This window comes from Cellulomonas sp. T2.31MG-18 (assembly GCF_964266755.1).
Lineage (GTDB): Bacteria > Actinomycetota > Actinomycetes > Actinomycetales > Cellulomonadaceae > Cellulomonas.
Genome location: NZ_CAXWGW010000001.1, coordinates 161,199 through 186,034 on the forward strand (window position 1 = coordinate 161,199; position 24,836 = coordinate 186,034).

22 protein-coding genes and 1 riboswitch are annotated in these 24,836 nt (G+C 74.8%); of the genes, 17 read left to right on the top strand and 5 right to left on the bottom strand.

Going from position 1 to position 24,836, the window contains the following annotated elements; translation table 11 throughout:
• Positions 1 to 2 precede the first annotated feature (2 nt).
• Positions 3 to 1,703 carry a hypothetical protein gene (locus ACFQTY_RS00745; RefSeq protein ID WP_378095861.1) on the bottom strand — a complete coding sequence of 567 codons (1,701 nt, stop codon included), beginning with the start codon at positions 1,701 to 1,703 and terminating at the stop codon, positions 3 to 5.
• Positions 1,704 to 1,896: 193 nt separating this feature from the next.
• On the opposite strand from ACFQTY_RS00745, the gene purB reads away from it, so the two are divergent.
• Together purB and ACFQTY_RS00755 are read left to right on the top strand one after the other, a co-directional pair.
• A complete protein-coding gene (gene purB / locus ACFQTY_RS00750; RefSeq protein WP_378095864.1) occupies positions 1,897 to 3,327 on the top strand; it encodes an adenylosuccinate lyase in 1,431 nt (476 codons plus the stop codon).
• Between the two features lie 162 nt (positions 3,328 to 3,489).
• Positions 3,490 to 4,365 carry a hypothetical protein gene (locus ACFQTY_RS00755; RefSeq protein WP_378099062.1) on the top strand — a complete coding sequence of 292 codons (876 nt, stop codon included), beginning with the start codon at positions 3,490 to 3,492 and terminating at the stop codon, positions 4,363 to 4,365.
• Between the two features lie 147 nt (positions 4,366 to 4,512).
• Here the strand turns inward: ACFQTY_RS00755 and ACFQTY_RS00760 are convergent, their stop codons facing one another.
• Positions 4,513 to 5,766: a glutamyl-tRNA reductase gene (locus tag ACFQTY_RS00760; protein ID WP_378095866.1), complete on the bottom strand. Its 1,254-nt coding sequence runs from the start codon at positions 5,764 to 5,766 to the stop codon at positions 4,513 to 4,515.
• Positions 5,767 to 5,811: 45 nt separating this feature from the next.
• Here ACFQTY_RS00760 and hemE point away from each other — a divergent pair, with 45 nt between their 5' ends.
• The 6 genes from hemE to hemL all read left to right on the top strand — a co-directional run bounded on the left by hemE (position 5,812) and on the right by hemL (position 12,641).
• Entirely contained in the window at positions 5,812 to 6,876 is a 1,065-nt protein-coding gene (gene hemE, locus ACFQTY_RS00765; RefSeq protein WP_378095869.1) for a uroporphyrinogen decarboxylase, read from the top strand.
• On the top strand, positions 6,873 to 8,327 hold the full coding sequence (locus ACFQTY_RS00770; protein ID WP_378095872.1) for a protoporphyrinogen/coproporphyrinogen oxidase: 1,455 nt from the start codon (positions 6,873 to 6,875) through the stop codon (positions 8,325 to 8,327). Before hemE ends, ACFQTY_RS00770 begins: the two co-directional genes overlap by 4 nt.
• 177 nt (positions 8,328 to 8,504) lie before the next feature.
• Positions 8,505 to 9,464 carry a hydroxymethylbilane synthase gene (gene hemC / locus ACFQTY_RS00775; protein ID WP_378095874.1) on the top strand — a complete coding sequence of 320 codons (960 nt, stop codon included), beginning with the start codon at positions 8,505 to 8,507 and terminating at the stop codon, positions 9,462 to 9,464.
• Positions 9,461 to 10,258, top strand: a complete 798-nt coding sequence (locus ACFQTY_RS00780) for a uroporphyrinogen-III synthase (RefSeq protein ID WP_378095878.1) — start codon at positions 9,461 to 9,463, stop codon at positions 10,256 to 10,258. The genes hemC and ACFQTY_RS00780 overlap by 4 nt, the downstream gene beginning before the upstream one ends.
• Positions 10,255 to 11,301, top strand: coding sequence for a porphobilinogen synthase (gene hemB / locus ACFQTY_RS00785; RefSeq protein ID WP_378095881.1), 1,047 nt, complete (start codon positions 10,255 to 10,257; stop codon positions 11,299 to 11,301). The genes ACFQTY_RS00780 and hemB overlap by 4 nt, the downstream gene beginning before the upstream one ends.
• The gene (hemL, locus tag ACFQTY_RS00790; RefSeq protein ID WP_378095883.1) at positions 11,298 to 12,641 is read left to right on the top strand and encodes a glutamate-1-semialdehyde 2,1-aminomutase; all 1,344 of its coding nucleotides are present in this window, start codon (positions 11,298 to 11,300) and stop codon (positions 12,639 to 12,641) included. Before hemB ends, hemL begins: the two co-directional genes overlap by 4 nt.
• Positions 12,642 to 12,711: 70 nt before the next feature.
• Here hemL and ACFQTY_RS00795 read toward each other — a convergent pair whose 3' ends face one another.
• Positions 12,712 to 13,143: an SRPBCC domain-containing protein gene (locus tag ACFQTY_RS00795; RefSeq protein WP_378095886.1), complete on the bottom strand. Its 432-nt coding sequence runs from the start codon at positions 13,141 to 13,143 to the stop codon at positions 12,712 to 12,714.
• 182 nt (positions 13,144 to 13,325) lie between these two features.
• Between ACFQTY_RS00795 and ACFQTY_RS00800 the strand changes: the two genes are divergently transcribed.
• From ACFQTY_RS00800 to ACFQTY_RS00830, 7 genes are all read left to right on the top strand, one after another.
• Entirely contained in the window at positions 13,326 to 13,607 is a 282-nt protein-coding gene (locus ACFQTY_RS00800) for a metal-sensitive transcriptional regulator (RefSeq protein ID WP_263731903.1), read from the top strand.
• Positions 13,608 to 13,637: 30 nt separating this feature from the next.
• Positions 13,638 to 13,871, top strand: coding sequence for a heavy-metal-associated domain-containing protein (locus tag ACFQTY_RS00805; protein WP_378095891.1), 234 nt, complete (start codon positions 13,638 to 13,640; stop codon positions 13,869 to 13,871).
• Positions 13,868 to 16,225, top strand: coding sequence for a heavy metal translocating P-type ATPase (locus ACFQTY_RS00810; RefSeq protein ID WP_378095894.1), 2,358 nt, complete (start codon positions 13,868 to 13,870; stop codon positions 16,223 to 16,225). Before ACFQTY_RS00805 ends, ACFQTY_RS00810 begins: the two co-directional genes overlap by 4 nt.
• Positions 16,226 to 16,432: 207 nt before the next feature.
• Entirely contained in the window at positions 16,433 to 17,395 is a 963-nt protein-coding gene (locus ACFQTY_RS00815) for an SPFH domain-containing protein (protein ID WP_378095897.1), read from the top strand.
• Positions 17,392 to 17,610, top strand: a complete 219-nt coding sequence (locus ACFQTY_RS00820) for a hypothetical protein (protein ID WP_291760432.1) — start codon at positions 17,392 to 17,394, stop codon at positions 17,608 to 17,610. Before ACFQTY_RS00815 ends, ACFQTY_RS00820 begins: the two co-directional genes overlap by 4 nt.
• 225 nt (positions 17,611 to 17,835) lie before the next feature.
• Positions 17,836 to 18,750 carry a CPBP family intramembrane glutamic endopeptidase gene (locus tag ACFQTY_RS00825; RefSeq protein WP_378095900.1) on the top strand — a complete coding sequence of 305 codons (915 nt, stop codon included), beginning with the start codon at positions 17,836 to 17,838 and terminating at the stop codon, positions 18,748 to 18,750.
• 71 nt (positions 18,751 to 18,821) lie between these two features.
• A complete protein-coding gene (locus ACFQTY_RS00830) occupies positions 18,822 to 21,386 on the top strand; it encodes a flippase-like domain-containing protein (RefSeq protein WP_378095903.1) in 2,565 nt (854 codons plus the stop codon).
• Between the two features lie 294 nt (positions 21,387 to 21,680).
• Positions 21,681 to 21,755, bottom strand: a riboswitch (cyclic di-GMP riboswitch).
• Positions 21,756 to 22,030: 275 nt separating this feature from the next.
• Here ACFQTY_RS00830 and ACFQTY_RS00835 read toward each other — a convergent pair.
• A complete protein-coding gene (locus ACFQTY_RS00835; protein WP_378095906.1) occupies positions 22,031 to 22,201 on the bottom strand; it encodes a CsbD family protein in 171 nt (56 codons plus the stop codon).
• A gap of 52 nt (positions 22,202 to 22,253) precedes the next feature.
• Complete coding sequence (locus ACFQTY_RS00840) at positions 22,254 to 22,946, bottom strand: 1-acyl-sn-glycerol-3-phosphate acyltransferase (RefSeq protein WP_378095909.1); 693 nt, start codon at positions 22,944 to 22,946, stop codon at positions 22,254 to 22,256.
• Positions 22,947 to 23,109: 163 nt separating this feature from the next.
• On the opposite strand from ACFQTY_RS00840, the gene ACFQTY_RS00845 reads away from it, so the two are divergent.
• Positions 23,110 to 23,802, top strand: coding sequence for a GNAT family N-acetyltransferase (locus ACFQTY_RS00845; protein WP_337974107.1), 693 nt, complete (start codon positions 23,110 to 23,112; stop codon positions 23,800 to 23,802).
• 154 nt (positions 23,803 to 23,956) lie between these two features.
• Positions 23,957 to 24,799 (top strand): aldo/keto reductase, encoded by an 843-nt coding sequence (locus ACFQTY_RS00850; RefSeq protein WP_378095913.1) that lies wholly within the window; start codon positions 23,957 to 23,959, stop codon positions 24,797 to 24,799.
• Positions 24,800 to 24,836 lie beyond the last annotated feature (37 nt).

Consider the following 24,836-nt stretch of genomic DNA (forward strand, 5'->3'; position numbering starts at 1 on the left):
CCTCAGCCCACCTCCCGCCGGATCACGTACTGCGACGTCGTCGCGACGGTCCCCGGACCACCGAGCACGCCGTCGAGCGCGCCGACTCCCGGGATCGAGCCCGGCGCCTCCGCCACCGCCTCGTCGACCCGGCGCCCGGTCTCCACGTAGTTCTGGATCCCGTGCGCGCCGCCCCAGCCCGGCGTGCCCTCGCCGTCCTCGGCCAGCTCCCTGGTGATCGCCGTGACCTGCGGCGTCACCCGGGTCGGCGCTCCGTCGAGCCGCGCTGTGCCGTCCTCCACGTGCTCCATGCGGATCACCGGGACGCCGGGCGGCAGCTGCGCCGGCACGTCCGGTGAGCCGGCCGTCACCACCGCGCCGACCGTGAACTCCTTGCCGGCCCGGGCGGCGACGTTCATCGCCACCATGCCGCCCTGGCTGTGGCCGACCAGCGTCACGGGCTGACCGGCGGGGATGCCGGCCTGCCGCATCGCGGCCAGGACGCCGGCCGTCATCGTGTCGGCGAGACCCGCCTCGAGGCGCAGGTTGGTGCCCATGTCCGTGGGGACCGTCCCGGACATCGCCATGGTCTGCGTGCCGGGCACGGCGACCACCCAGGAGCGCGTGCCGTCGGGCCGGTCCAGGCGCTGGATGGTCACCGTGCCCGGTTCGGTGCCCGGCGCTGCCGAGCCGCCGTAGCTGGTGGCGACCACCTGCATCACATCGGCCAGGCCGTGCGGTGCCGGCTGCTGCACGGGCGCCAGCACGGGCGTCACCACGGCCGTGCCCGCGGGCCCGGTGATCAGCCCGGCGATCGCCGCAGCACCGCCGGGCACCGGGTGCAGCGTCGGGAGCCCGCCGGCCTGCCCCCGTGCGACCGCCGAGACAGCCGTCGTCGCCACCTCAACCGCCCCCGAGCGCACGGCCGCCTTCCCCGCGGCCGCCCCGGTCGCCTCCGCCAGCTGCGCAGCCTTCGCAGGCCCCACGACGCGTGCGGTCTCGCCGAGCAGGGCGAGGCCGGCGAGCCCGGCGGTACCCGCTGCCAGCACGCCCTCGACGGCCAGCACCGGTGCGGGCAGCAGCCCGAGGAGGCCGCCCCAGACGGCGCCCGCCCCGCGCACCACCCCCGACACGGTGCCCTCGCCGGCCGCGTGCACCGCCGCCGCGGCGCGCAGCCGCTTGGCCAGCTCCCGCACGTGGTCCGCCAGGTGGTGCGGCGACCAGCGGGCGGTGAGCAGGAGGCTGATCGAGGCGCGTTGGGAGTTGTCGACGAGCACCGGCGTGGGCAGCGCGACCGTCAGCGCGGACAGCGACGCGTGGACGTGGTCGAGGCGGTCGGCGCACGAGGTGAGCGTGGCGGCGGCGGCCTGCAGCGCCTGCGGGTCGACGCTGGTCACCCCGTTCGCTCCCACCCGGACCGAGGTGCCGCCCACGGTCGATCGCGGCGCCGGTGTCGCCCCGCCCGGCACCGGCGGCACCGGTCCGTGGTCCGAGGTGCACCACGTGGGTCCCCCGTTGATTCCCGCCGCCACGAGGTCTCCCGACGTCATGAGTCCCCGGGCACACAGGCCGAGGTCCCCGGCGGCCGCCGCCATCTGGTCCTCGTACGCGACCGCCGCCGGGGACCTCCACGGCAGCCCCTGGCAGGCGGCCACCTGGGCCCGCACCCACCCCACGTCCTGCTGCGCCGCCGTCAGCACCACCTGCGCCCCTCGGATGTCCACGGCCGGGACGCTAGGGACGCCCGGGGGCGCGGCGGGCGCCCGAGCATCGAGGCCACGGACGACGAGCGCGCCGTCCGGGCTGTGGGTGCACGACACGCCGGCGACGACCCCGTCGTAGCCGTCCGACGGGCCGCACCGTCTCGACGTCTGCACCCCCCGCCGTCGTCGTCCGCCGCTCTGGGACACTGCTGCCATGCCCCGCGTGCGCCTGGCCGACATCACCCCTGCCATCGCCCTCGGCCCGCTTGACGGCCGCTACCGTCCGGCCGTCGCCGACCTGGTGGACCACCTCTCCGAGGCCGCGCTGAACCGCGCCCGCATCGCCGTCGAGGTCGAGTGGGTGATCCACCTGTGCGCGCACGCGGTGGTGCCCGGCGCCCCGTCGCTGAGCCCGGCGGAGGAGGAGTACCTGCGCGGGGTGGTGGACAGCTTCGGCGCCGAGGAGATCGCCGAGCTGGCCGCGATCGAGCGGACCACGGTGCACGACGTGAAGGCGGTCGAGTACTTCCTCAAGCGGCGGCTGGCGGCTGCGCCCGAGGCGCTGGGCACCGACACCGTGCTGCCGTCGGTCGGTGAGCTGGTGCACTTCGCGCTGACCAGCGAGGACGTGAACAACCTGTCCTACGCGCTGATGGTGCGCGGGGCCGTGCAGCAGGTGTGGTTCCCCGCGGCCGTCGACCTCGTCGACCAGGTGGCCGCCCTGGCAGCCGAGCACCGCGCGCTGCCGATGCTGGCCCTCACGCACGGCCAGCCGGCCACGCCGACCACGCTCGGCAAGGAGCTCGCCGTGCTGGCGCACCGCCTGCGGCGGCAGCTGCGCCGCATCGAGTCCGACGAGTACCTGGGCAAGCTCAACGGCGCCACGGGAACGTACGGCGCGCACACCGCGGCGGTGCCGGGCGCCGACTGGCAGCTTGTCTCCCGCACGTTCGTCGAGCACCTCGGCCTCACCTGGAACCCGCTCACCACGCAGATCGAGTCGCACGACTGGCAGTCGGAGCTGTACGGGGACGTCGCCCGGTTCAACCGCGTGCTGCACAACCTGGCGACGGACGTGTGGACCTACATCTCCCGCGGCGTCTTCACGCAGATCCCCGTCCCGGGCGCCACCGGCAGCTCGACGATGCCGCACAAGGTCAACCCGATCCGGTTCGAGAACGCCGAGGCCAACCTCGAGATCTCGTCGGCCCTGCTCGACACGCTCGCGGCCACGCTGGTCAGCAGCCGGCTGCAGCGCGACCTGACCGACTCGACCACGCAGCGCAACATCGGCCCGGCGTTCGGGCACAGCCTGCTGGCGATCGACAACGTGCGCCGCGGGCTGGGCGGGCTGGCCGTCGACCCGGCGCTGCTGGCCGCGGAGCTCGACCAGAACTGGGAGGTGCTCGCGGAGCCGGTGCAGTCGGCGATGCGGGCCGCCTCGGTCGCCGGCGTCACCGGGATGGAGAACCCGTACGAGCGGCTCAAGGAGCTGACCCGCGGGCACCGGCTGACGGCGGCGGACATGCGCGAGTTCATCGGCAGCCTGGGCCTGCCCGACGACGTGGCCGCCCGGCTGCAGGGGATGACCCCCGCGTCGTACACCGGCATCGCCGCGGACCTGGTGGACCACCTCACGGACTGACGGCCGGGGGAGGGCGACGGCGCCGTCGCCCGACCGTGTGAGCGCTCCCGCGGCGACGCGCCGCAACCTGGACACGTGTGCCAGTTAAGGCAAGAATGCCCACGGCTCGTCCGGTTCACCCGGTTCCTCCCCATCTCGCAGCAGGGTTCTCCCGTGACGCTCATGCAGAAGGTGGTCACACCCGCGTCGTCGTACGCGCACCTGGTCAACGGTCACGACCGGATGGCCGGCTACGTCGTGCGCGCCGCGGACGTGTCGTTCGCCACCACCCCGGCGCAGCTGTTCGAGGTGCACGGGCTCGGCTACCCCGGCTCGCCGTTCCGGCCCACCGACGACCACGTGGACCTGCTCCGCTTCGAGTCGTCACCGCAGCTGCAGTACCGCGACGTGCCGGGCTACATCGTCCCGTTGTGGTGGCTGCGGCACTCCCGCATCCCGCCGCGCACCGAGCTGGTGCGGGTGTACTCCGACGGCAGCTCGCGGCTGCTGGCCTGGTACGGCGACGTCGGCACCGGCTGGACCTCGGCGCCCGGCATCCCCGGCCAGCCCGGGCTGTCCTCGCTCTCGCGCTGCGTCGGGCCGGTGGCCAAGTGGCACTCGGCGTACCTCGAGGCGGACGTGCTGGACGACGACACCGTGGTGCTCGCCCTCGCCAATCCGCCCCTGGCCGAGACCGGGTTCGACCAGTCGCCGAGCGGCCGCTGGTACCGCCACGTCGCCCGCACCGAGGTCTCCGAGCTGTTCGAGCTGGACCTGACGGCACGCTGGAACGGTCTGGCGGTGCGCGTGGTCGACCAGTGGCAGGACGCGCAGCGGTACGTGGTCGCCCGCATCTCCCACCTGGGCGACGACATGGACCGTGCCGAGCGGCTGCACCTGCAGCAGGTGGAGGCCGGCGTGTACGAGGCGGTGGTCTACGCCGCCGAGCTCACCGACCTGCAGACCAACCAGGTGGTGCCCCTCACGTGGGCGCCCGGTCCGACGACGACGCCCCAGCGCACCTACGGCGCCCCTTACCAGCACCACGCGCACTACTGACGGACCCGGCGGCGCGGTCTGCGGTCCGCGCAGCACCCCGGACGCGTGCCGGGCCTGGCGCTCCCCCCGTCCAGGCCCGGCACGTCCGTCGTCGGGGGCGGGCGCTGCGGGCGCAGCGACCAGGGCCGATGCGGTGGCGCGTCAGGCTCAGGCGATCGAGTCGCCGACGACGGGTTGGACGGCGGCCAGCTCCGCGAGCGCCTGACGGTACGCGTCGACGTCGCCGCGCCGAGCAGCCTCCCGAGCACGGACGGTCGGGCCGTGCAGCGCCGCACGGGCGCGCCGGCGAGCAGCCTGGTCGTCCTCGGTCGCCGTGAGCACCCGCGTGCGCTCGGCCACGACGGCGGGGTCCCAGGCACGGACCCGGCGCTCGGCGACGAACTCCGCCGCGGCGGCAGCCACCATCTCCGCGCCCTCGGTGACGGCCGCCGAGCTGGCCGGGGCGTGCTCCGCGACCGAGTGCAGCGACACGAGGTGCACCTGGGGCAGCGCACCCACGCTCGGGTCCACGTCGTGCCGCAGCGCGAGGTCCACGACGGTCAGCGGCTCCGCGTTCCCCGCGGCGGACCGGACGGCCGCGAGCGCCGAGCCGTGCAGCACGGGTCCGCCGGTGCCGCTGCAGGCGACGACGAGGTCGGCGTGGGCGAGCTCGGACAGCAGGTCCGGATCGGCGACGTGCGCACCGCGGGCCGCGGCGAAGGCTGCCGCCCGGCCGCTGGCCGACCACACCCGCACGTCCCGGCATCCCCGGCTGCGCAGCGCCGCGAGGCTGGCGCCGGCGTAGGAGCCGGTGCCGACCAGCACCACGCGGAGCCCTGACCAGTCCACGTGCTCGTCCGCGGCGGCCGCCCCGTCGTGCACGTGCCGGGGCAGCGTGCCCGCCGCGAGGTCCAGCGCGACCCCGACCACGGACCGGCCCGTGCCGCCGAGCCCGGTCGCCGCCTCGACAGCACGGGACACCCGCGACGCCCGCTGGAACAGCTGCTCCAGCACCGACGTGGTGGTCCCCTCGCGCCGCGCGTGGGTCAGCGCGCGCCGCACCTGTCCGGCGATCTCGCGCTCGCCGACCACCATCGACTCCAGCCCGGCGGCGACGGCGAACAGGTGCTGGGCGGCGTCGGCCTCGGTGCGGTGGCGCAGGTGGCCGCGGACGGTCGCCGGCGCCAGGCCGGACCGCGCGGCCACGGCCTCGGAGGCCGCGGCACAGGCCTCGGCGAGCCGCTCGTCGTCCACGTCCAGGTACAGCTCGAAGCGGTTGCACGTGGCGAGGACCACGGCACCCCGGACGGGACCCGCCGCCGCCACGAGCTCGGGGCCGACGCCGGCCCAGTCGGTGGACAGACGTTCCAGGGCGGACAGCTCGAGGTCGTGGTGGCTGGCGGCACAGCTGAGCAGCGCCACGCGGCCGATTGAATCACCCGAACATTTGTCCGGCACAATCGCGGTGTGACCCTTCCCGAGGACCACCCTCTGCGTACCGGCCGCACCGCCAATTCTCCCCTGGTCAGCGCGTATTCCGGGCACCGGCCACGGCGGTTGCCGGTGTGGTTCATGCGCCAGGCGGGACGGTCGCTGCCGGAGTACCGGGCCTCCCGCGCGGGCGTCGCGATGCTCGACTCGTGCCTGGACCCGGACCTTGCGGCGGAGCTGACGCTGCAGCCGGTGCGCCGGCACGGGGTCGACGCGGCGATCTTCTTCTCGGACATCGTCGTGCCCATGGCGCTGCTCGGCGTCGACGTGAAGATCGAGCCCGGGGTGGGCCCCGTGTTCGCCTCGCCCGTGCGGACGCTCGACGACGTCGCCCGGCTGCGCGACCTGGGTCCGCTGGACGACGAGCGGGCCGCCCCGGTCACCGCCGGGGTGCGCGCCGCGGTGGCCGCCCTGGGCGACACCCCGCTGATCGGGTTCGCCGGCGCACCCTTCACGCTGGCCGCGTACCTGGTCGAGGGCCGGGCGTCCCGCGACCACCTGGGCGCCCGCCGGCTGATGCACTCCGACCCGGCCGCGTGGCACGCGCTGATGAGCTGGGCGGCGGACGTGACAGGGGCGTTCCTGCAGGCGCAGGTGCGTGCCGGGGCGTCGGCGGCGCAGCTGTTCGACTCCTGGGCAGGGTCGCTGTCGCTGACCGACTACACGCAGCACGTGGTGCCCGCCTCGGCACGGGTGCTGGCCGGCGTGCGGGAGCTCGGCGTGCGTGCCGTGCACTTCGGGGTCGCCACCGGCGAGCTGCTGGTGGCCATGCGGGACGCCGGTGCCGACGTGATGGGCGTGGACTACCGGGTGCCGCTGGACGAGGCGAGCTGGCGGCTGGGCGGCCGCACGCCGCTGCAGGGCAACGTGGACCCCGCGATGCTGGCGGCACCCTGGGAGGTGCTCGAGGCGCACGTGCGCGACGTGGTGGAGCGGGGGTCCGTGGCACCGGCCCACGTGGTCAACCTCGGGCACGGCGTACCGCCGGACACCGACCCGGACGTGCTGACCCGCGTGGTCGAGCTGGTGCACTCCCTGTGACCGAGCGCTGGGACGCCGTCGTCGTCGGCGCCGGTCTCGGTGGGCTGGTCGCGGCGCGTGACCTCGCCCGGGCGGGCCTGCGGTTGCTGGTGCTGGACGGCCGGGACGCACCGGGCGGCGCCGTGCGGTCGCACGACGTGGCCGGGCTGCGGCTGGACGCGGGAGCGGAGTCGTTCGCGACGCGCGGCGGGGCGGTCGCGGCCCTGGTCGGCGAGCTGGGGATGGCCGACGACCTGTGCACACCGGCGCCGCGCGGCTCCTGGGTGCACCTGGTCAGCGGCGACGGACCGCTGCCGGCGACCGGGCTGCTCGGCATCCCGACCGACCCCGGTGCCGCGGACGTGCGCCGCACGCTCGGCACGCTCGGTTCGTGGCGGGCGCGGCTGGACGGGCTGCTCCCCGCTCGGGTCGGTGCCGATGCCACCACGCTCGGCGCCCTGGTGCGGACCCGGATGGGCGCCCGGGCGCTGGACCGGCTGGTGCGGCCGTTGGTCGGCGGTGTGCACGCGGCCGACCCGGACCAGCTGGCGGTGGACGTCGTCGCGCCGGGTCTGCGGGCGGCACTGGCGCAGCACGGGACGCTCGGCAAGGCGGTGGGCGCGCTGCGGGCGGCGGCACCGGCCGGGTCGGCGGTGCAAGGGCTGTCCGGCGGGGTGTGGCGGCTGGTCGACGCCCTGGTCGCGGACGTGCGGGCGCACGGCGGCGAGGTGCGCGTGCGGTCCGCCGTGACCGGTCTTGCGGTGGACGACGACGGCGCTGGGGCCGGGGCCGGGACGGCGGCCGGAGGCGCGGCCGACCCGGTCCACGGCTTCGTCGTGCGGACCGCGGACGAGGAGCTCCACGCCGACCGCGTGCTGCTGGCCACGGCCGCTGCTGTCCCGCTGGTCGCCGAGCTCACCGGTGCCGACCCCGGCTCGATGCAGACCGACGACGGGACGCCGGTCACCCTCGTCACGCTGGTGCTCGACGGCGTCACCGCGCTCGACGCGGCGCCCCGCGGCACCGGGGTGCTGGTGGCCCCGGACGTCACCGACGTGACCGCCAAGGCGCTCACCCACGCCACCGCGAAGTGGGAGTGGCTGGCCGCCGCGGCCGGACCGGGCCGCCACGTGGTGCGGCTGTCGTTCGGCCGCGCCGAGGGCGACGCCGCGGCGCTGCCGTCCGGTGACGAGCTGGTGCGGCTGGCCCTGGCGGACGCCGCGGTGCTGCTGGGCGTCGCGCTGCCGGCCGAGCAGCTGGTGGGTCACGACGTGGTGCGGTGGACGCAGGCGCTGCCCCGGCCGAGCGCCTCGCACCGGGACGCGGTGGCGGCGGTCCGCGACGCGGTCTCCCGCGTGCCGGGTCTCGCGCTGACGGGCGCGTGGGTGTCCGGCAACGGGCTGGCGTCCGTGGTGCCGCAGGCGCGCTCGGCCGCCGCGGAGCTGCTGACGGCGCTCGCGCCGCGGGGCTGAACCGGCTTCGCGAGCCGACCGGCCGCCATTTTTCTGACGGGCTGTCATAAATGTGCGGTCGATGATTTCTGGGGCCGGGTGTGACGTGGGTCGCAATGCCGTCCGGCACCACGGGCGGAAAGCGCCTCGATCGCCCCGAATTTCGACGCCACAGCAGCCGGAGGGACACTGACGCCCATGCAGGTGCGCATCGGCACGCGCGCGAGTGCGCTCGCGCTGACCCAGACCGGACACGTCGCCGCCGACCTCACGGCGGCCGGGCTCGACGTGGAGACGGTGCGCGTGCGCACGGAGGGCGACCGCAGCCGGGCGTCCCTCGCGGCGCTGGGCGGTACCGGCGTCTTCGTCACGGCCCTGCGCGACGCCCTGCTCGAGGGACGCTGCGACGTGGCAGTCCACTCCTTCAAGGACCTGCCGACCGGTGCGGCGCCGGGGCTGGTGGTCGCGGCGGTGCCGGTGCGCCAGGACCCCCGCGACGCCCTGTGCGCCCGGGACGGGCTGACGCTGGCCGGGCTGCCGCGCGGTGCGCGCGTCGGCACGGGCTCGCCGCGGCGCGCCGCGCAGCTGCGCGCCGCACGGCCGGACCTGGATGTGGTGGACCTGCGCGGAAACGTCGACACCCGGCTCGGCCGGGTTGCCGGCGGGTCCGGCCCCGGTGACCTCGACGCGGTGGTGCTGGCGCGCGCGGGGCTGGCCCGGCTGGGCCGGCTCGACGCGGTGACCGAGGTGTTCGACGCCGACCTGATGCTGCCGGCGCCCGGGCAGGGGGCGCTGGCGGTGGAGGTACGGGCCGAGGACGCCTCGGGGGACGGCGCCCTGGCGGCAGCGCTGCGCACGCTGGACGATCCCGCCACCCGGCTGGCGGTCACCGCGGAGCGGGCGCTGCTGGCGCGGCTCGAGGCGGGCTGCGCGGCGCCGGTCGGTGCGCTCGCGCAGCTGGTCGGCGACCAGCTGGAGCTGCAGGCCGTGGTGGCCGGGGTCGACGGTAGCCGGGCGCTGCGCCGCACTCTGGCAGCGACCGCCGCCGACGTGGCTGCCGCCGCCGACCTGGGGACCCGGGTGGCAGACCTGCTGCTGGAGGACGGCGCGGCGGAGCTGGCGCCGGTCGTCCCGGAGCAGCAGGACGTGCGCGGATGACCGGTCCGTTGGCGGGTCTGCGGGTGCTGGTGCCCCGGCCGGCTTCCGGGAGCGCCGATGCCGAGGCGGCGCTGCGAGCCGTCGGTGCCGAGCCCGTGGTGGTGCCGCTGGTGCGCACCGAGGCGGTCGACGACCCGACGGTGCTCGACTCGGCGCTGGCCGACCTGCGGGCCGGCCGGTACGCGTGGCTGGCCGTGACCAGTGCGGCGGCGGTCGGTGCGCTCGTCGGACGCGCGCTGGAGACCGCCGAGGCGCTGGGCGACGTCGTGGGCCGGACCAAGGTGGCCGCCGTGGGGCCGGCGACGGCGCGCGCGCTCGCGACGGTGGGGGTCACCGCGGACCTCGTCGGCACCTCCGGCGCGCGTGCGCTGGCCGACGTGTGGCCGACGCCCGAGGTCGCCGGCGCCCGGGTGCTCTTCACGCGTGGCGACCTGGCCGGTCCCGAGCTGGTGGACGGGCTGCGCGCCGGTGGCTGGGCGGTCGACGACGTGGTCGCCTACCGCACGGTGCCCGCCGGCCCGGCGCCGGACGACGTGGTCGCCGCGTGGCGCGACGGGTCGATCTCCGCGGCACTGCTCACCTCGCCGAGCACCGTGCGGGCCCTCGCGGCACGCTTGGGCCCTGCGCCGGCAGGGACGCTGCTCGCCTGCATCGGGCCGACGACGGCAGACGCGGCCCGAGACGCGGGCCTGCCGGTGGCCGTCGTCGCCCCCGAACGCACGATGACCGCCCTGGTCGGCGCCCTGGCCGACGCGGTGGCGGCCGCAGACCTCGAACCGAAGGAGACCCCATGACCACGGTCCCGACCTCTGTGCCGAGCGCTGCGTCGACCGCTGCACCCCGTGACGTGCCCACCCCGGGCCGCGTCCGCCTACGCCGGATGCGCGCCACCCCCGCCCGCCGCCGCCTCGCCGCCCAGACGCGGGTGCACGCCGAGCAGCTGATCCTGCCGATGTTCGTCAAGGAGGGGCTGACCGACCCCCGGCCCCTCGGCTCGATGCCCGGAGTGCTGCAGCACACCCGCGACTCCCTGCGCCGTGCGGCCGTCGATGCGGCCGAGGCCGGCATCGGCGGCGTGATGCTGTTCGGCATCCCGCTGCGCCGGGACGCGGTCGGCAGCTGCGCGACCGAGCCGGACGGCATCCTCAACCTGGCGATCGCCGACGTGGTGGCCGAGGTGGGCGACGCGCTCGTCGTGCAGGCGGACCTGTGCCTGGACGAGTTCACCGACCACGGCCACTGCGGCGTGCTGGCGCCGGACGGCACCGTGGACAACGACGCGACCCTGGTGCGGTACGCCGACATGGCGCTGGCGCAGGCGGAGGCCGGGGTCGACCTGATCGGGCTGTCCGGGATGATGGACGGCCAGACGGCGGCCTGCCGCGACGCGCTCGACGCGGCCGGGTTCACCGGCACCGCGCTGCTCGCCTACGCCGCCAAGTACGCGTCGGCGTTCTACGGCCCGTTCCGCGAGGCCGTCGAGAGCGAGCTGCAGGGCGACCGCCGCACGTACCAGATGGACCCCGCCAACCGCCGCGAGGCGGCGCGGGAGGTTGAGGCCGACGTGGCCGAGGGGGCCGACGTCGTCATGGTGAAGCCGGCGATGTCCTACCTGGACGTGCTGGCCGACGTGGCCGCCACGTCTCCCGTGCCGGTCTGGGCGTACCAGGTGTCCGGCGAGTACGCCATGATCGAGGCCGCCGCCGCGAACGGCTGGATCGACCGCCGTCGTGCCATCACCGAGTCCGTGCTGTCGATCCGCCGCGCCGGCGCCGATGCCGTGCTCACCTACTGGGCCGTCGAGCTGGCCCACTGGCTCTCCGAGGGGACCCGATGACCCACGCCCGTACCGAGCAGTCCGCGAGCGCGGACGCCTTCGACCGCGCGCTGGAGGTGATCCCGGGCGGGGTGAACTCGCCGGTGCGCGCGTACGGCTCGGTGGGTGGGACGCCGCGGTTCATCGCCTCGGCGCACGGCGCGTACGTGCGGGACGTCGACGGCGCGGAGTACGTGGACCTGGTCGGCTCGTGGGGGCCCGCTCTGCTGGGGCACGCGCACCCCGAGGTGGTCGCGGCGGTGCAGGAGGCGGCAGCCCGAGGGCTCAGCTTCGGCGCCCCGACGATCGCTGAGGTGGAGCTGGCGGAGGAGATCCGCCGCCGGGTCCCCGCGGCCGAGCGGCTGCGCCTGGTGTCGACGGGGACCGAGGCGACGATGACGGCGCTGCGCCTGGCGCGCGGGTTCACCGGCCGGGACCTCGTCGTGAAGTTCGCCGGCTGCTACCACGGCCACGTCGACGCCCTGCTGGCGGCGGCCGGCTCGGGCGTCGCCACGCTGGCGCTGCCGGGGTCGGCGGGCGTCACCGCCGAGGTGGCGGCCGAGACGCTGGTGCTCCCCTACAACGACCTCGACGCCGTCCGGACCGCCTTCGAGGCGCACGGCCCCCGCATCGCCGCGCTGATCATGGAGGCCGCGCCGGCCAACATGGGCGTGGTCCCGCCGCTGCCCGGCTTCAACGCCGAGCTGCGCCGGATCACGGCCGAGGCGGGTGCGCTGCTGATCCAGGACGAGGTGCTGACCGGCTTCCGGGTGTCACCGGCGGGCTGGTGGGGGCTGGAGGGCCAGGCCGAGGGCTGGACGCCGGACCTGCTGACGTTCGGCAAGGTGATCGGCGGCGGCCTGCCGGTCGCGGCGGTCGGCGGGCGGGCGGACGTGATGGCGTCGCTGGCGCCGCTCGGGCCGGTGTACCAGGCCGGGACCTTGTCCGGGAACCCGGTGGCCGTGGCGGCCGGCCTGGCGACGCTCCGGCTGGCCGACGACGACGTCTACGCGCGGGTCGACGCCACGTCGGCCCGGCTGCGCACCTCCCTGTCCCGGGCGCTCGGCGAGGCCGGGGTGCCGCACGCGATGCAGTGGGCCGGGTCGCTGTTCAGCACCATGTTCGGGCCCGGGCCGGCCGCCGCAGGCGCCCGCGACTACGACGCCGTGCTGGCCAGCGAGCACTGGCGGTACACGCCCTTCTTCCATGCCCTGCTCGAGCAGGGGGTGTACGCGCCGCCGTCGCCGTTCGAGGCGTGGTTCGTCTCCGCCGCGCACGACGAGGAGGCGATCGGCCGGATCGAGGCGGCCCTGCCGGCCGCGGCCACCGCGGCGGCCGGTGCGGAGCGCCCGACCGCCTGACAGCCAGCCACGGGCGGAAGTCGACGCGGCACCTCGCAGCGCACTGAGCCCGCGGTGCCGAGTACCGGCGCTACGCCGATGGTGCCTCCGACACCGTCTTCAGCCCGTCGAGCATCGCGCGCCAGTTGGCGGCGTTGTGCTCGGCCGACTCCGCCGTCGCGTTGTTGTCCTGCTCGAGCACGACCCTGGTCCCGCCCTCGACCGGTTCGAGCACGTACTGCAGGCGGTGGTAGCTCTCGGCCACGTCGGGCTGGCCCGACAGGGCGCTGAAGTGCGTCACCACCAGCCGGTGCGGACGCTCGACCTCGAGCACCTCGCCCTTGTCTTCGAAGGGGCGACCCTGCCACTGCCCGCTCCACGTGATCCGGTGGCCGGGCTGCCAGTCGCTGACCGTCCGGGCGCCGAACATGATCTCGGGACGTGGCTCCGGGCTTGTCAGCACCTCCCAGACACGTTCCGCCGGTGCGCCGATCAGCACCTCTGCTCGTGCGACGTGGTCCATGGCAGCCCCCTCGCTGGTCCGGCGCTCTGGTCGTGGTCATCCTCAGCCCTCCCATAGCCGCTCGCCTAGGGGACCGGGCCAACCCCGTCGTCACCCGGGTCGTCGGTCCCTCGTACCAATACCCGGTAGGGGTATATAGTCACGAGCGACGGGTCGACGGCGGCCCGACGAGGAGGACCCCGGTGCCCGGTTACAGCGACGACAAGGACGCCTACCTCAAGCGGCTGCGCCGCGTGGAGGGGCAGGTGCGCGGCATCGCGCGCATGGTGGACGAGGACACGTACTGCATCGACGTCCTCACCCAGATCGCGGCGGTGACCAAGGCGCTGCAGGCCGTCGGCCTCGGGCTCCTCGAGGACCACCTCGACCACTGCGTCGTCGACGCCGCCCGCCAGTCGCACGAGGCCGGCCACGAGAAGGTCCGCGAGGCGGCCGACGCGATCGCCCGGCTCGTCCGCAGCTGAGAACCCAGCACAACCATCCAAGGAGAAGTCATGAGCACCACCACCCAGTTCTCCGTCGACGGCATGACCTGCGGCCACTGCGTGCAGCACGTCACGTCCGAGCTGACGGCCATCCCCGGTGTCACGGACGTCGCGATCGACCTGGTCGCCGGCGGCTCGTCGCCCGTGAAGGTCACCTCCGACGCCCCGATCTCCGACGAGGCGATCGCCGCCGCGATCGACGAGGCCGGCTACGCCGTGACCCCGCGGGGCTCGCTGCTGTGAGCACCTCCGTCGCCGGCACCCCGGACGCGACCGGGGTGGTCGAGCTCGACCTCGCCGTCGAGGGGATGACCTGCGCCTCCTGCGTCGCCCGCGTGGAGAAGCGGCTCAACCGCGTGCCCGGGGTGCAGGCGACGGTGAACCTCGCGCTGGAGCAGGCGCACGTGCGGGTCGAGGTCCCCGAGGGGGGTTCCCCGGCCGACGTCGATGCCCTGGTCGCGGCCGTGCAGGCGGCCGGTTACGACGCGCACCCGATCACGCCGACCGCGCCGATGACCGACGAGGAGATCGCCGCGGTCACCGGCGGCATGGGCATGGACATGGGCGAGGAGGACACCTCCGCCCCCACCGATGCCCGCGGTACCGACCTGCGCCGGCGGCTGCGGCTCGCCGCGGTGCTGACGGTGCCCGTGGTGCTGATCTCGATGGTGCCGGTGCTGCAGTTCCGCGGGTGGCAGTGGGTCGTGGCGGTCCTGGCGCTGCCGGTGGCGACGTGGGCGGCGCTGCCGTTCCACCGCGCGGCCCTGGCTGCCGGCCGGCACGGGTCGTCGACCATGGACACCCTGGTGTCGCTCGGCATCATCGCGGCCACCACGTGGTCGCTGTGGGCCCTGCTGCTCGGGGGTGCCGGGCGCCTCGGCATGCACATGACGGCGACCTTGATCCCGTCCCGGGGCCACGCGATGTCCACCCCGGAGCTGTACTTCGAGGCCGCCGCGGTGGTCACCACCTTCCTGCTTGCCGGCCGGTACGCCGAGCACCGCTCGCGCCGCCGGGCCGGTGACGCCCTGCGGGCACTGCTCGACCTCGGCGCCAAGGACGTGTCCGTCCTGGTCGGCGGCGTGGAGCGGCGCGTGCCGGTGGCGGCGCTGCGGGTGGACGACGAGTTCGTGGTCCGCCCCGGCGAGAAGATCGCGACCGACGGCGTGGTGCTTCGCGGCACGGCCGCGGTGGACGCCTCGCTGCTCACCGGTGAGCCGGTGCCGGTGGATGTGGGCCCCGGCGACGCCGTGACCGGCGCGACCGTCAACACGTCCGGCCACCTCGTCGTGCGGGCCACCCGAGTCGGCGAGCAGACCCGGCTGGCGCAGATCGGCCGGCTCGTGGCGACCGCCCAGACCGGTAAGGCCCCGGTGCAGCGGCTCGCGGACCGGATCTCGGCCGTCTTCGTGCCGGTGGTGCTGGCGCTGTCCGCGGCCACCCTGGTCGTCTGGCTGCTGTCCGGCGCCTCCGCACAGGCCGCGTTCACCGCGGCCGTCGCGGTGATGATCATCGCCTGCCCGTGCGCACTCGGCCTCGCGACGCCGACGGCTCTGCTCGTCGGATCCGGCCGCGGCGCGCAGCTCGGCATCCTGATCAAGGGCCCGGAGATCCTCGAGCGCACCCGTGCCGTGGACACCGTGGTGCTGGACAAGACCGGCACCATCACCGCTGGTGCGATGCGCCTGGTCGACGTGCTGGTGCCTGACGGTGCCGACGCCGACGACGTGCTGGCCGTGGCCGGTGCCGTGGAGCGCGGCTCCCAGCACCCCATCGCCGCGGCGATCGCGGCAGCGGCCGACGAGCGCCCCGCGGCACCGGAGCTCGACGTGCACGACTTCGTCGAGACCCCCGGGCGCGGTGTCGGCGGGGTGGTGCGCGCCGCGCACGCGGGGGTGGGGCTGTCGCGCCGCGTGCTTGTGGGACGCCCGGCCTGGCTGCACGACCAGGGCGTGGACACCACCTCGCTCGACGAGCGGTTCGACGCCGCCGAGGCCGACGGCGCCACCGCCGTGGTGGCCGCCTGGGACGGGTCGGCTCGGGGTGTGCTGGTGCTGCGCGACCCGGTGAAGCCGACCTCGGCACAGGCGATCGCCGAGCTGCGAGCGCTCGGCATGCGGCCGGTGCTGCTCACGGGCGACAACCCGCGTGCAGCCCGGGTGGCGGCGCGCGAGGTCGGCATCGACGAGGCCGACGTGGTGGCGCAGGTGCTCCCCGAGGACAAGGTGGCGGTGGTCGAGCGGCTGCGCGCCGGCGGCGCCACCGTCGCGATGGTCGGCGACGGCGTAAACGACGCCGCGGCGCTGGCGTCGGCCGACCTGGGCCTGGCGATGGGCACGGGTACGGACGTCGCGATCGAGGCGGCCGACCTGACGCTGGTGCGCGGCGATCTGCAGTCGGCGCCGCAGGCGATCCGGCTGTCCCGCACCACGTTGCGGATCATCCGGCAGAACCTGTTCTGGGCGTTCGCCTACAACGTGGCGGCGATCCCGCTGGCGGCGGCCGGGCTGCTCAACCCGATGATCGCGGGCGCGGCGATGGCGTTCTCGTCGGTGCTCGTCGTCACCAACTCGCTCCGGCTGCGCCGCTTCTCCTGAGCGACGGCCTCGCGCAGCACCCGATGCCCGGGCGCCGACCACCGCGTCGGCCCCGGGCATCGTCGTCCCTGGGCGCATGCTCCCGGGCCAGCCGTTCCCGGAAGCGCCTCCCACCGAAATCTCTCCCGCGCGACCGCGAAACCTGATATCACTTTGCTATCGCGCTCCCGCACCGGGGGCGCCGGTCAGCGAAGGAGCACGAGCCAGATGTCGGACATCGCCTCACCCCCGCAGGCTTCGGTCGGCGGTCAGCCCGCCGGTCGCCCGGTGGGCAGCGGAGGGACGCGGGTCGACGTGTCCGAGCGGACCGCCTGGTCCCTCGGCAGCGCCGCCACGGTGCTGCTGCTCCTGATCGACGTCGCGCTGGTCATCACTGCGTTCAACCAGTTCGCGCAGGCGGACTCGACCGACGACGACTCCCACGCCGGCCTCGGCGTGCTGCTGATCGCCGTGGCGGTGCTCACCTTCACCGGCATCGGCGTGATCAGCCCCGGCTCGACCCGTGTGGTGCAGCTGTTCGGCCGCTACATCGGCACCGTCCGCCGCACCGGCCTGTACACCACCGTCCCGCTGAGCAACCGCCGCCGGTTGTCCGTGCGGGTGCGGAACTTCGAGACCAACGAGCTCAAGGTCAACGACGCCGACGGCAACCCGGTGAACATCGCCGCCATCGTCGTCTGGCAGGTGGCGGACACCGCCAAGGCGACCTTCGCCGTCGAGGACTACGTCGACTTCGTCCGCGTGCAGTCCGAGTCGGCCCTGCGGCACGTCGCGATGTCCCACCCGTACGACCGCCCGGACACCGGCGAGGAGACCCTGCGGGGCGCCACCGACGTGGTGTCCGGCGAGATCGCCGCGGAGGTGGCGGCCCGCGTCGCCATCGCCGGCCTCGAGGTGGTCGAGGCGCGCATCTCCAGCCTCGCCTACGCCCCCGAGATCGCCCAGGCGATGCTGCAGCGCCAGCAGGCCGGCGCGATCATCGCGGCCCGCAGCCGCATCGTCGAGGGTGCCGTCTCCATGGTGGAGGACGCGCTGAAGCGCCTCGAGGACCACGCCGTGGTCACCCTGGACGAGGAGCGCAAGGCGGCGATGGTGTCCAACCTGCTCGTCGTGCTGTGCGGCGACAGCCGGGCCACGCCGATCGTCAACACCGGGTCCCTGTACACGTGAGCGACGGCGGCGAGCCGCGCGAGCGCAAGGCGGTGCTCCTGCGGCTGGACCCCGCGGTGCACGACGCGCTCGCGCGGTGGGCCGCCGACGACCTGCGCAGCGTCAACGCGCAGATCGAGCTGCTGCTCCGCGAGGCGCTGGCCCGGACGGGACGCACCCCGCCCGGGCTGCGCCCGCCCCGCCGTCCGGGCCGGCCCCCGTCCGAGCCCACCTGACCCGACCCGCGCCAGCAGCCCGTCCGACCCCGTCCGAAGTCCCCACACCACCGCGACCGCGTGTCGCGGGCTGAGGGGAGGTTGGTCTTTCGCGTGTACGCATGATGTACGTACGGAGGGCGTACACGCCGAGAACCGATGCCAGACCTCCGAGCGGCACGCCGGGCCTCCGAGCGGCACGCCGGGCCGCGTCGGCACGTAGGTGCCGGTCGTACGCTTCGCGGCATGTCGGCCGACGAGGCAGCCCCGGACGCCACGGGCGCCGCTCTGACAGCGGCCGAGCGGGAGCCGGTGGGCCCTGCGGGCTCGGCAGCCCGGACGGCACCGGCCGAACCGACGACGTCGGGCGAACGACCCGTCGGGACCCCCCGACCCGGTCGGCGGGCGCTCTCCCGCCGGCTGACCGCCGAGATCTGGATCGTCCTCGGCCTGTCCCTGGGCCGCTCCGGCGTGTACGCCGTCGTCAGCCTGGTCGCCAGCCTGACCGCCGGGCCCCCGCTGGCGTCCCAGAGCACCGCGCTGAACCAGAGCCAGTCGCCACGACCGCTGCTGGACCTGACCTACCAGCTGCTCTCCATCGCGTTCGCCCTGGTCCCCGTCGCGCTCGCGCTGTACCTCCTGTCGGCCAACGGGCGCTCGGCGGTGCGTCGCCTCGGCCTCGATGCTCGCCGCCCGTGGCAGGACCTGGCCGTCGGCGTGGGGCTGGCGGCCGCCATCGGCATTCCCGGCCTCGGCCTGTACGCCGCCGGACGGGCGCTCGGCATCACCGTGCAGGTGCAGGCCAGCGCGCTGAACGCGGCGTGGTGGACCGTGCCGGTGCTCGTCTTCTCCGCGGTGCAGAACGCGCTGCTCGAGGAGGTCGTGGCGGTCGGCTACCTCTCGGAACGGCTGCGCGAGCTGCGCTGGCGCGGCCCGCTGGTGGTGGCCGCGAGCGCCCTGCTGCGCGGGTCGTACCACCTGTACCAGGGCTGGGGACCGTTCGTCGGCAATGCCGTCATGGGCGTCGTGTTCGCCGAGTACTACCGCCGACGCCGTCGGGTGATGCCCCTGGTGGTCGCCCACGCCGTGATGGACATGGTCGTGTTCATCGGGTACGCGCTGGTGCCGGAGCACTGGCGCACCGCGCTCGGCCTGTCCTGAGCGCTCTGAGCACCCCGGAACCCGCGCCGACCGACCGCGCCGGTGAGGGTCCCCTGCCTAGACTCGCCCGCATGACCGCCCAGTCCTCCGGGCCCGGCGCCCGTGCGGACGACACGGCGCGGAACGTGCCCGGCACCGACCCGCACGAGCAGCCGACCCTCCGGCTGCACACGGCGGTGCCGCCTCCGCCCGTCGAGGTGATCGACGTCCCGACGTCGCGCGTGCAGCATCCCAGCGACCTGCTGGGCGTGGTGCTCGGGGTGCTCGGCGTGGCGCTGGTGCTGGCGCTGGCGTCGTACGCGCACAACACCACCTCCGGCGTCGCGGAAGACGTCCAGGGCTTCGCCACCCTGCTGCGACGCATCCTGTTCGTCCCGGTGAACGCCCTGGTGGGGCTGATCACGCTGGCAGTGCCGCTGCTGGTGCTCGGCGAGCAGGCCCTGCGCCGGCGCGGACGGTTGCTGCTCGAGACGATGGTCGGCGGTGCTGCGGCGCTCGCGCTGAACGCCGGCGTGCACTGGCTGATCAGCGGTCTGACGTCCACCGACCTGGCCCAGAACCTCTCGATCCGCGTCGGCACCGGCTGGCAGCTGACGCTGCCGGCGTACGCCGCACTGGCGGCCGGGGTGCTGACCGTCGCCGGGTCCCGGGTCAGCACCTCCGTGCGGTGGGGCTGGAACGCCCTGTGGGTCGCCGTCGGCATCACGCTGATCACCGGGCAGGTGTCCCTGCCGGGCGTGGCGGTGTCGGTGCTGCTGGGCCGGATCGTCGGGATGGCCGTCCGGTACGTGTCCGGCGTCGCCCCGCAGCGCGCGTACGGCGAGGACCTCGCGGTCGGTGTGCGCCGGGCCGGCTACACGCCGCGGCGGCTGGTGCGGGTGCCGGACCAGGAGACCGCCGCGGCACCGCACCGCGACCGGTACCCGCCGCTGCCCGATCCCGACCCGGCCTCCGCCGCGCTGGCCCGCTCGTCCGGCACCCGCGTGTACCGCGTCGAGACGGCGTACGACGAGGTGCTCGACCTGGTGGTCCTCGACCGCGACCGCCAGGTGGTGGGCTCGTTGGCCCGCCTGTGGCGCAGCCTGCGGCTGCGCGGTCTCGAGGGCCGGTCGGTGGTGTCCCTGCGCCAGGCCGCCGAGCGCGCCGCCCTGCTCTCCTACGCCGCCGAGGCCGCCGGTGTGGACACCCCCGGCCTGCTGCGGATCGGCGAGAACGCCGACTCGATGCTGCTGCTGCTGGACCACCCGCACGGCGGCGTCCCGCTGACCGACCTGCCGGACGCCCGGCTGACCGACGAGCTGCTGCGCGCGGTGTGGGCCCAGCTGCGCCGCGCCCACGCGGCCGGCATCGCCCACCGTGCCGTGACCAGCGACAACATCGTCGTCGGCCCCGTCTCGCACGGGGTCCCGCGGGTGTGGCTCACCGGCTGGGAGCAGGGCGACGTCGCGTCGTCCGAGCTGGCCCGACGGATGGACCTGATGCAGGTGCTGGCGCTGCTGGCCCTGCGGGTGGGCGCCGAGCGCGCCGTCCGGTCGGCAGCAGATGCGCTGGACGCCGCCGACGTGGCGGCGATCGGTCCGCTGCTGCAGACCATCGCGCTGCCGCGGCAGACGCGCGAGGCGATGCGCGCGCACAAGGAGGTGCTGACGGAGGTCCGCGAGGCGCTGGTGGCCCGGCTGCCGCAGGCCGACGTGGAGCCGCAGCAGCTGGTGCGGTTCGGCGCCCGGACGCTGCTGACGATCATCGTCACGGTGGTGGCCGTGTTCGTGGTGCTCACCACGATCAACGTGAACGAGATCGCGGCCGCCCTGCGCGCCAGCGACTGGCGGTACTCGGTCCTGGCCTACGGGCTGGGCCTGATGACGCTGCTCGGCGGAGCGCTGGCGCTGGTCGCGTTCAGCCCCGTCAAGGTGCCGCTGTGGCGAGCCACGCTGGTGCAGACGGCCGGCACGTTCGTCGCCCTCGCGGCACCCGCCGGCATCGGCCCCGCGGCGCTCAACCTGCGCACGCTGACCAAGCGCGGCGTCTCGGCCACCCTCGCGGCGGCCACCGTGGCGCTGGTGCAGGTGACGCAGTTCGTCGTCACCGTGCTGCTGCTGCTGGTGCTGTCCCTGCTCTCCGGCACGCAGCAGCAGTCGGCGCTGCCCGTGTCCCCTGTGGTGCTCGTCGCCGTCGCCGCCGTCGCCGGCCTGGTGGCCGCCGCGCTGCTGGTGCCGCGCGTGCGGCAGTGGGCGCTGGCCAAGGCGATGCCGACGCTGCGGCAGACGTGGCCGCGGTTCATCCAGGTGATCGGCCAGCCGACCCGCCTGGGCGTGGGCCTCCTGGGCAGCACCGTGATGACGATGGGCTACGTGCTCGCGTTCGACGCGAGCCTCGCGGCGCTCGGCCAGAACGCCAGCCTGGTCAAGGTGGCGATCGTGTACCTGGCGGGCACGACGGCGGGCTCCCTGGTGCCGACGCCGGGCGGTGTCGGCACGGTCGAGGCCGCGCTCACGGCCAGCCTCGGCGCCGTCGTCGGGCTCAACCCCGGTGTCGCCCTGTCCGTCGCGGTGCTGTTCCGGGTGCTGACGTACTGGCTGCGCATCCCGCTGGGCTGGGTGGCCATGCGGCGGCTGCAGAAGCTCGGCGAGCTCTAGTCACCTCGCGGCGCGCAGCGCCTCATCGGACGGCGCGCAGCGACCAGACGGCATCCGGCGACCCGACGGCGTGCGGCAACGACGATGTCGCAGCGCGCCGACAGCGCACGGTGTTGCCCAGGCGGTGGTCCTCAGGCGGCGAGGTCCTGGTGGGGGATCACTGTCCCCGCACCGATCCTGGCCGCTACGCCAGCCCACGACTGCACACGCGCAACGGGTGTGGAGAGGGGCTGGAGGGGCGTGTTGACCGGTTCTGCTGCCGATCCTCGCTGGTCCATGTGACCGTCCTGCCTGTTCGGTAGCCCGGCTGACCTCGAGGGTCCCGTGGCTTTGCGTCCCCGCCTTGCGGAGGGTTTGCCCATTCGCTGACAGGTCAGACAATAGATGATGACAACTCGCCCCGGAAGGCCCTCAGACTCCTCAATTCGGGCACTTGGTGCTTTTTCACCCGCAGGACGTCAGTCCTGGTCGGAGATCCAATCGGGCGTGTAAGGACACTTCGGGCAGCATTGTGACGGCGAGTCGGCACAATCCGACCGCATCCGACCGCCTTGTGACGACGGCCCGCGGAACGCGTTACCGACCGTCCCGGAACGCCACGACGCCCCGGCACCGACGTCGGTGCCGGGGCGTGCTGCGGGAAATCAGGACAGCTCGTCCTTGAGGCGATCGCCCTCCTGCTTGAGCTCGCCCACCGCCTCGTCCTTCTTGCCCTCGGCCTCGAGGCGCTCGTTGTCGGTCGCCCGACCGACGCCCTGCTCAGCCTTGCCCTTGGCCTCCTGGGCCTGGTGACGGATCTTGTCGTCGAGTCCCATCGGCTGCTCCCTCCTGCTCGCTGCCGTCGTGCGACGGCCGACCCGGTCGACGCTAGGTCGGGTTGGGCCCACCCGCATCCGGAGCGGCGGGCGGCCGCAGCCCGGCGGGGCCCGCGTTGCCCGGTGCAGGGTCGACGGCCGGACCAGCGCCGCCCTCGTCGCGCAGCCTGGGCTCCGTGCGCCGTGCCGGCACCAGTCCGGACTTGTCGGCGTAGAAGCGCCGGACGCGGTCCATGTCCGCCGGCACGTCCCCGGTCAGCCGCAGGGTCGGGCCCAGGCCGGTGGTCATGGTGGTGCGGTCGACGTAGCCGAGGGTGACGGGCAGGTCCGCGGCACGGGCGATCCGGTAGAACCCCGACTTCCAACCGTTGCCGGAGCGCGTGCCCTCGGGGGTCACGACGAGGTAGAACCGCTCACCGGCCCGCAGCCGCGCCACCACGGCGTCGACCAGGCCGGTGGGGTCCCGCCGGTCCACCGGGATGCCGCCCAGAGCGCGCATCAGCGGGCCGGCAGCCCCCCGGAACAGGGTGTGCTTGCCGAGCCAGCGCAGGGGCAGACCCGCCTCCCAGGCGATCGCGAGCATCAGCACGAAGTCCCAGTTGGACGTGTGGGGGGCACCGATCAGCACGCCGGTCCCGTCCACCGGCACCCGCTCCGTCACCAGCCGCCACCGGCTCACCAGCCAGAACGTCCGGGCGGCCACCCGGCGCACCCGGGTGCCCAGGGTCTGCCGTGCGGGCGTCATCCGGCCTCCTGCTGGTCGTCGGCTCCGTCGCCGTGCGGACATCCCACCACGTCGGACCTGGAAGGACGAACCCGGCACCCCCGCCGCCGAGCGTCACCCGAACGGCTCTCCGAGTCACAGCCCGGTGTTGCAACTGGACGAACGTCCGGGTGATCATGCGCCTATGGTCACGGACGGCGCCGAGCGCAGACCCGCGCGGGTGCACACGGTCCGGACGACGCCGGACGTGCTGGTCCCGCTGGTGGAGGCCGACCGGCGGGGTGCCGCTCAGGTGCTGGCGGCGGCACTGGCCGACGACCCCGGCTACCGGCACCTGTTCCCGGACCCGAGGCGCCGCGAGCAGGAGCTGCAGGCGCTCTACCGGATGACGCTCGACGACGCGATCAACCACGGCCGCGCCTACGTCACCCGCATCGGCTCGGTGGTGACCGGGGCCATCGCCATCTACCCGCCGCACACCTACCCGATGACCACCGCCCGCTGGCTGCGGCAGGGACTGCGCATCGCCCGGATGGCGACCATCACGCGCGAGCACAGCCGGGGCATCGCCCGGTTCGGCTCGCTGACCGCGGGGGGCGTGCCGACGGACGCCTGGTACGTGGAGGCGCTGGGCGTGCGGCCCGACCTGCAGCGCGCGGGGCGCGGCTACCGCCTGATCCAGCAGGCGTTCGCGCTGGCGGACGAGGCCGGGGAGCGGTCGTACCTGGAGACGACCAAGCCGGAGAACGTCGCCTACTACGCCGAGATGGGCTACGAGGAGACGGGCGCACAGGTGTCGCTGGCGGGGGCCGACGGGCCGTGGATCGTGCCGATGCTGCGACCGGCGCGCGAGGCGGCGGCGGTCCGCGCGGCCTGAGCGCGGCCGGGCAGCGTCCGACGTCCGGCCCACGCCGGCGTCCGGGCAGCGTCCGACGTCCTGTCGACATCCGCTGCCTGGCGGTCGTGCCCGATCAGCGGTCTGATGGACGCACCCGATCCCCTGCGTCATCGCCGCTCGTGAAGGAGCCACCGTGCCTGCCGTCGTGCCGAACCTGACCCTCAACAACGGGGTGGAGATCCCCCAGCTGGGCTTCGGGGTGTTCCAGGTGGAGCCCGCGCAGACGGCGGACGTGGTGCTGGAGGCGTTCGACGCCGGCTACCGGCACATCGACACCGCGCAGATGTACAAGAACGAGGCCGGGGTGGGGGAGGCGCTCGCACGGTCGGGCCTCGACCGCGCCGACGTCTTCATCACCAGCAAGCTGAACAACGGGTTCCACGAGCCGCAGGCGGCCCACGACGCGTTCGAGCGGACGCTGGAGGCGCTCGGCACGCCGTACGTCGACCTCTTCCTCATCCACTGGCCGCTGCCGAAGGTCGGCGACTTCGTCGACACCTGGCAGGCCCTCGAGGCGCTCTACGCCACGGGCCGCATCCGGGCGATCGGCGTCTCGAACTTCCACGAGCACCACCTGCGCCGGCTGGCCGAGACGTCCACGGTCACCCCGGCGGTCAACCAGATCGAGGTGCACCCGTACCTGTCCCAGAACCCCCTCCGCGCCTACGGTCGCGAGCACCGCATCGTCACCGAGGCCTGGTCGCCCATCGCCCAGGGCAAGGTGCTCGGCGACCCGGAGCTGGTGCGGATCGGCGGCGCGCACGGCCGCACGCCCGCCCAGGTGGCGCTGCGCTGGCACCTGCAGCGCGGTGACGTGGTGTTCCCCAAGACGACGCACCGCGAGCGCATGGACGAGAACCTGGCCCTGTTCGACTTCGAGCTCGCCGAGGAGGAGATGGCGGCGATCGAGGCCCTGGACCGGGGCATGCGCACCGGACCGGACCCCGACGAGTTCAACTGGGTGCCGCAGGACTGAGTCGACGCGCGCGCACGGCGTGTCGGTGCGACCGTGT